Source organism: Flectobacillus rivi (assembly GCF_030056655.1).
Lineage (GTDB): Bacteria > Bacteroidota > Bacteroidia > Cytophagales > Spirosomataceae > Flectobacillus > Flectobacillus rivi.
The window spans coordinates 185,634-193,648 of the sequence record NZ_JASHIE010000015.1 but is presented as its reverse complement, the minus strand read 5'-3'; the positions used below and the strand labels follow the sequence as shown (position 1 = coordinate 193,648).

General features: G+C 35.0%; 3 protein-coding genes. 2 read left to right on the top strand and 1 reads right to left on the bottom strand.

What is annotated here, in order from left to right; translation table 11 throughout:
- The first annotated feature begins 483 nt into the window (after positions 1–483).
- Positions 484–1,767, top strand: coding sequence for a hypothetical protein (locus tag QM481_RS20205; RefSeq protein ID WP_283383067.1), 1,284 nt, complete (start codon positions 484–486; stop codon positions 1,765–1,767).
- 35 nt (positions 1,768–1,802) lie between these two features.
- On the opposite strand, the gene QM481_RS20200 is transcribed toward QM481_RS20205, so the two are convergent.
- On the bottom strand, positions 1,803–5,675 hold the full coding sequence (locus QM481_RS20200; protein ID WP_166552314.1) for a DEAD/DEAH box helicase: 3,873 nt from the start codon (positions 5,673–5,675) through the stop codon (positions 1,803–1,805).
- Positions 5,676–5,831: 156 nt separating this feature from the next.
- On the opposite strand from QM481_RS20200, the gene QM481_RS20195 reads away from it, so the two are divergent.
- The gene (locus QM481_RS20195; RefSeq protein ID WP_283383066.1) at positions 5,832–7,931 is read left to right on the top strand and encodes a ComEC/Rec2 family competence protein; all 2,100 of its coding nucleotides are present in this window, start codon (positions 5,832–5,834) and stop codon (positions 7,929–7,931) included.
- The last annotated feature ends 84 nt before the right edge of the window (positions 7,932–8,015 follow it).

The following is an 8,015-nucleotide window of genomic DNA, read 5'->3' as shown; positions in this document are numbered from 1 at the left end:
GTTAAGCCCAGTACCGTTGATGATACTGCAATCAAATGCGGGAAAGTAAAAAAGCTCCAAAATATTACAAATTAGAAAAGAAGCCACTTCAAAAGAGTGGCTTTTTTCGTTTTACAAGACTCAGTACTGTTGAGGAGACTGCAGGCTACGCGCCCCGGACTACGCGTCGCGACCAATACGGGAAAGCAAAAAAGCTCTCAAATATTACAAAGTAAACAGAAGCCATCTCGATAGAATGGCTTTTTCCGTTTTACAAGACTCAGTACTGCAGGCTACGATACACCCGCCTAAATAAATACCTATGATATCTTATTCTCAAGCTTAATAAGAGTACTTAGAAAGTTTATAATCTTTGATTTTACAGGCTTATTGCCTTGAAGAGTAGTATAAAATTTTAATTTATAGTTTTTACCTATTGATTTTATCAATTTACTATATTAATTTAAAGTATAAATTAAGTTGTAAATAGCTTTTCTACATTTTATGAAAAATCTACTCCAGATACTTGTACTAAGTATATTTTATACTACTACTATAGCTCAGATAAATTTGTCAGGTGCTAGCTATTCTCAGGATTTTAATCAGCTAGCTTCAGGGTTACCTCAAGGTTGGTCTATTCGAACTGGAGCTAATGCTCATAGTTTAGGCAATGATGTTTCAGGTGATTTTGTGGCTACGCCTACTCCAACAGTTATTGGAGCTAATGGGACTTATTGGAAGAATACGACTGCAAAATTCAAAAACTTTGCGTCATTTAAAAGCTCACTGATAGGAAACTACGTGCAACAAGCAAGTGAGCCTGATAGAGCCCTAGGTGTGAGACAAAGCTCAACATTGGGCGATCCAGGTGCAGCATTTGTACTTTGTATTGCTAATACACAAGCATTCCAAAATTTTCAACTATCATTTGATTTACAATCTTTGGACGATACTAATGGCGAACGACAAACAGTATGGTCGGTCGACTATGGTATAGGTGATAATCCATCTACTTTTTCGACTATATCAACTGGGCATACGACAGGAGCCAATCAGGTTTTTAGTAATCGTATAAACACTACTCTTCCTGCATCTATTAATAATCAAAATCAAAAAGTATGGATTAGGGTCGTAACATTATCGGCGTCAACGAATCCATCAAATGCTTCTAACCCGACTCGTACCTCATCAGCGATTGATAATTTTAGTCTTTCCTACCAACTTATGCCAACTCCTATTACTTTAAGTAGCTTTACAGGAGAAGTCTTGATAAATGAAACAACGCAATTGAAATGGACAACAATTGAGGAATTGAATAATATCTATTTTTCTGTTGAAAGAAGTACTAATATGCTTGATTTTAGGGAAATTGGAAGAGTGATTTCTCAAGGAAGTTCAAAATTAGAAAAATCATATAGTCTAATTGATAAGCAGCCTGTGATGGGCTTAAATTACTATAGGCTTTGTCAGGTTGATAATGACTCAACTAGAACCTGTTTTAAGCCTATAGCGCTGAAAACAGCATGGGTTGACTCAGAACAACAGGTTAGTATATATCCATCCTTATTTTCAAAAAATCAGCCTTTATTACTAACTTGGATACGAGAAGAGACACCCTACATCGAGATTTATACAATAAATGGTATTTCAGTAGCTTATGAAATACAACAAAATGGCGACAAAAAATACGTTATTAGATTAAAGGAAGATGCCTATAAGGGTTTAGCTATTGTTTCAGTATGGTGGAATACTACCAATATATTGACCCAGAAGATATTAATTGAATAAAATAAGAAAAGCTGGATAAACCAGCTTTTCATGTATTAAGAGAATAAATCGATGATATCGTCTTGTGAAAGTTTTTTCAAGAAACCTTCTTCGGTACTAATTAAATCTTTTACTAAATCTTTTTTCTTTTCTTGTAATAAAAGTATCTTTTCTTCAATGGTATCCTTACAAATCATTCGATAAGCAAATACATTTTTCTTTTGCCCAATACGGTGTGTACGGTCGATGGCTTGTTGCTCAACAGCTGGATTCCACCATGGGTCAATCAAATAAACATAGTCTGCTTCGGTAAGGTTAATACCCACACCACCTGCTTTGAGACTCATCAAGAATACTCGACAGTTTTCGTCTTCTTGGAAACGATTTACACGATCTTCTCTATCTTGTGTTTTGCCGTCGAGATATTCGTATGAAATATGATGCTTTTCAAGATGTTCTCTAATTAAGTCTAACATTTTGAGAAATTGACTGAAAATCAAAATTTTATGATTTCCTGCATTCTCTTCTATCTCTCGAACAATTTCGTCTAATTTAGCCGAATTATTTTCGAGCGGAATTTCTGTGTTAATTAATGCAGGACTATCACAAATTTGACGTAGTTTTAGCAAACCTTCAAGAATCAAGAATGAGGCTTTTTCTTTACCATCAGTAGCCATTTTTTCTACTAGCTTTTGGCGGTATTCTTCTCGGTAAGAGTCATATACCTTTCTCTGCTTTTTATCCATTTCACAGAAAATAATACTTTCTGTTTTTTCTGGTAAATCTTTAGCTACTTCTTCTTTCGTTCTTTTTAAAACAAAAGGATAAACAATTTTACGTAAATGCGCTGCCTGTATTTTATCCTGTCCTTTGTCGATTGGTGTGGCAAATTCAGATTTGAAGAACTCTTGGCTACCTAATAAACCTGGGTTGATAAACTCCATTTGAGAGAATAAATCAAAAGTATTATTCTCGACAGGAGTACCCGTCATAACTAGACGATTTTGAGCGTTTAGTTGTTTTACAGCCTTTGAAATCAAAGAGTCAGGGTTTTTGATGGCCTGAGATTCATCCAAAACAACATAATTGAACGGAAATGACTTGAATAGCTCAATATCCGAACGAACCATGCCATAGGTTGTGAGAATAATATCATATTCATGCCAATGATGATTGTTTTTTTGACGAGTACCACCACGATGCACAAAAAGCTTCAAATCTGGGCAAAACTTGCTTGCTTCAGCCTGCCAGTTAAAGATTAGAGTAGTAGGTAGAATAACAAGATTCGTAGTATCCTTATGTCGATTTTGTTGTTCTTGTAAAAAAGTCAACATTTGTAAAGTCTTACCAAGACCCATATCATCGGCTAGAATACCACCCCATTTGAACTCATCAAGAAAGGAAAGCCATTTGTATCCTTCGAGCTGATAGTCACGTAAGGTCGCTTTTACATTGTGAGGAACAGCTACATTGGGAAGTTGCTTGAAATTGAGCAATTTTTGCTTTTTCTCAAACAATTCCTGCTGAACGGCAAAATTATCAATATCTGCACCTAATTCATCAAGAAGTGAAAAGTGGAGTTTTGAGACTTGAACGTTTTCTCCTTTAATTTTCCCCAACTTAAAGATATGCTCATATTTCATGAGCCATTCTTCTGGTAAAATTCCCAACGTTCCATCTTTGAGTTCTACATAATTCTGTTTTTTCAAAACAGCTTTTTGAATTTCTTTGAGAGAAACGGTCTGATCACCGAATACCACCTCAATTTTCATGTCAAACCAATCAATTCCTGAGCTGGTTTTTACAAAAAAGCTAGCTTTATTCGGATTGTATTTGAATTTCTTTAATTCTTGAGTACCGAATATCTTAATATTCTCTTTCTTCATTTCTTCGAAGAAATGAAATAACCAATCATTTTTCAGTACTTCGTTGAAACTTAAATGAAAGAAAGAATACTGACCTTGAGATTGAAAATCACCGTGCAATTGCTGAATCTTTTCGAAAATTTCTTTCTCTAAGATAGCATTTCGTTCTTGTATGAGAATATCACCATTATGATAGTCTAGGCGACTAGACTTATGGTCATACGCAAATTCGTATTGAATAGGTTCTTTCTTGGGTATTATAGTTTTTTTAGAACCACGTTTAGGAGTTACGATTTCAACAACTGGCTCTTCAGGTAAAATTTGAGAGTAAACAAACCTTGGAACAAAAATGAGATTGTTATCCTCTTCTTTCAACATAAGTTTGGCCTCAATAAATTGAAGCTCTTCCTTTTGAATGTGCTCTTGAAGGTTTACTTCTAAATCAAATTTTTGACTTAGCGGAATAATAAAATCGTGTACAAAACCTTCAAAATCCTCTTTTTTTACCTTAATTACCCCTTGATTGTCGAGGTAGTGTAAAAGATTGGCAATTTCGGGTGAAGCTACTTTATGTAACTGCTCTCCGTATTCGCGTATCCAAAAGCTATTGAGATTAATTAATGATGCAAGTCTAATACGTTTTTTGAGAATACGTGTATAGCCTTCTAGTATAATAAATTCAGCGTCTTGGCGAAGAGTAAAAAACGGAATCACCCTTTCGCTTGATAACGTGATTGGTGTTAATTCGTGATGCGAATTGAAATAAGGTGAGCTTGCTAGAAAAACATTTTTGCCCTGCAATAAATGAAATACCTTATCTAGCTGCTTGCTCATATACTCCTCAATAATTGGTAGAGTATCTGCCGAAACTTGTTCACGGTCAAGATAATCATGGAAGTAATTGAGACGTATTTCTTTTCTTTTAGCAAAAGATTGAATACCATCAGCATTGATGCTATTGATGGTATGAATTACCTGTAGGTCTTCGTCAGAGAGTTGCGGAAAATCTTTGAACTGAGCAGAGTCGAAAGACTTAAAGCCTGACATTTTGCCTTGACCGTTGATTTTACAAGAATGTACCTCAAATTGAACATCGTTGAGATATTTGGCATCTTTGAAATGAACCACATAGATAATCTCACGAGTTTCCTGAAGGTTGGTTTCGTCAGTATTGATTTGAAAAGCATACTCTTCTGGGCGAAAAATCTTATTGTTGATAATACGCCAGTTCTGATAAGAGCTAATTTTCTGAATGCTTTTGTCTAACTTAACTAATGCTACAGAGCCATCTTGATTGATTTTGAAGTCAAATTTTCCCTTCAAATCATCTTCTAAACTGAAGCCGTATTCTTGAAGAAGTTTATTTTTTTCGGAAGTATAATCACGCATTTTATCAAATGGATTATACGTACCGTACTTTTCTCGAATAGCTAAAATAGCTTGAAGTTTATGGACACAAAGCTGCGCATCAATGGAAGCGTGGCAAGAACAAGAAGTAAAAATTTCTTGATTAAAACGTAGACGTTCAACTTTTACATGAAATGTTTCTTGTTTGTTGGATACATCTACTTCTGCAACACCATTAAGCGCATGGGTGATATTTACCTGAAATAGGTTATCATTACGTTTTTTCCAGTCCTCTTCCTGTACCAATTGTTTGAGTGACCAATCGTCGAAGGAGCCAATTTTTAGAATATGTTGAGCTGTGATAAACTTTGGTTTTGCAGCAGTTGTAGAAACCTTTGACGAGGTTGGATTCGTTTTGATATATTCCTTTAAAGATAAAAGAGCAGCCACACGGTGTTTGCAGATACCTCCCCAGTCATATTCGCAATTACACTTAGTTCGAATAATTGAGCCATTCCAATTTTTGATGTCAACTTGATAGAGTTTAGGACCTGACTCGCTTTTTACTTGATATTTAGCTTCTCCATCACCTTCCATTTGGATGCTTTCGAGCTTACAAGCTTTGTTGTGAAATAACTGTATTCCTTTATTATGAACTTTAGGTAATGAATTCCCTTTTAAGAACTTATCTAATTTATCGCTAATCACTGAAGACATTTATCGTGCGTGTATTTTGATTAATCCGCAAAGATACGGATATTAGATATGGTAATTCTGGAAAATTTCGAAAAATCCAGAAAATATTCAAATCTTATTGATACCCAATGAGTTTGGACACCCTATTAGATTTTACACCGAATCATTATTATAGTTATGACACCTTTTGCACGCTTCCCTTTTTTGAGGTATGTGATATGCCTTATTGTCGGTATTTTATTGGCTCCGTATTTTGCTGGGTACAGGTTTGGACTTTTGATTAGTCTGGTGAGCCTTTTTGCCTTGTATATTTTTGCCTACATAAAACTTTCGAAGAATCTGACAGGATTGTTGGGCTTACTGATGGTGATTGGAATAGGTATCTTAGTGGTTGACATAAAGAAAGAAATCCTTTTCAAAAATCACTATTCAGATTTTACGGATACAAAAGCGGTTCATTTAGTGGAAATTGTGGAAATGGTTGAGGAAAAAGCAAACACATGGAAGGCAATTGCTGAAGTGAGAGAAGTAATTAAAAATGATACAATATATTCAAGTCAAGGCAAAATTTTATTGTATGTCGATAAGAAAGCAGAAAGAAAACCAGAGTTAGGAGAAAAATACTGGTTGATTAATCACCTGCAAAAGATAGAAGCTCCGAAAAATCCTTACGAATTTGATTTTAGGAGATACATGGAACTACAAGAAATTTTTGACCAACAATATGTGAGAAAAGGCGACTTCGTATATGTAGGCGAAACAGAACATAAAAGCATTTATTATTATGCAATGCTGCTGAATCGCTATGCAGATAGGGCGGTTATCAAAGCTATTCCGAAGAAATCGGTTTATGGGGTGGTCAATGCTATGGTCTTAGGTGTAAGAGACGAGTTGGATTCGCCTTTAATGCAAGCCTATTCGGCGGCAGGTGCTATACATGTGCTTTCGGTGTCGGGAATGCACGTTGGGATTATTTATCAAGTGCTAATTATTTTATTAGGCTTTATTAAGAAAAGAAAAAGCCGATGGGGACGAACAACCTTTGTGCTTGTTGTCCTAAGCTTACTTTGGTTTTATGCTTTCTTGACGGGACTTTCATCTCCAGTATTACGATCTACGTTGATGTTCTCGATGGTACTAATAGCAGAGTTTATCAACAAAAAACAGAATACCTATAATACTGTTGCTTTCTCTGCTTTTGTATTGCTTTTGTGGAATCCTAATTTCATTTTTCAGGTTGGATTTCAGCTTTCTTATTTGGCAGTTTTAGGAATGTTAATTTTTCAACCATTATTGGTCAAATTGTGGATAACTGATATCCACAAAGGTTTTCATATAAGAATATTGTATTGGTTTTGGGAGTTGACCTGCGTATCTGTGGCAGCTCAATTAGCTACTTTTCCACTGACGGTATACTACTTTCATCAATTTCCGTTGTACTTCTTATTCGCTAATCCTTTTGTAATATTCTTTTCTACCTTGGTGCTTTGTGTAGGTTTGCTTTTTATCGTTATATATCCTGTTTGTCAGTTATTTAAGGTGAATTTTGTTCTTGAATATCTTGGAAAGCTATTAGAACTTCTGACGGATTTATTAAACCTTTCGGCCAAAGTAACAGAAGAATTACCTCATTCAATGATGCAATTTTTACACTTTTCAAAGTTAGAAGTAACCCTAACTTTTGCGTTGTTGATAACTTTTTCAGCATTGTGGATAACTAGGTCATTTGTGTGGATAAAAAGTAGTGTTTTATTGATGATTATACTGATATTCCTACAGGTTAAAGAGCAATTTAATATTAGTGAGCAAAAACAATTAGTTATTCACAGTATTCCGAAGGGGCACGCTATAAGTGTGCTGGATGGCACAAACGCATTGATGATTGGCGACAGTAGTTTTCTCGAAAATAAGAAAGAAATAGGCTTTAGATTAACCAATTATTTTTCAGAGAAAGGAGTGAAGGATACCTTGAGTGAAAGTTTGTTACAAACCAATGCTATTCGAGTATTGACTTATCAACAATACAAATTACTGTATATACCTTTTAGGCTCAATAAGCAAAAAGTAATTTCGAGTACCACATTCGACTGGGTAATTATAGGTAACAAAGCAATCAAAAAACTCGAAGATTTAGAAGGCTTGAAATACAAAGCCTTGATATTGGATGGTTCTTGCTCAGAATATTATGCACAAAAGATTTTGAAACAATCTGAGGAATGGGGAGTTAAAGCAGAGTATTTGCGACAAACAGGTGCCAAAGTTTTGTTTGGAAAATAAAAGCTTTGGTCAATGATACCTTACGCCATGTCGAAAAACTGTTACCATTCATCACAAGCTGTTTTTAAATTAGTGTATTAAAAT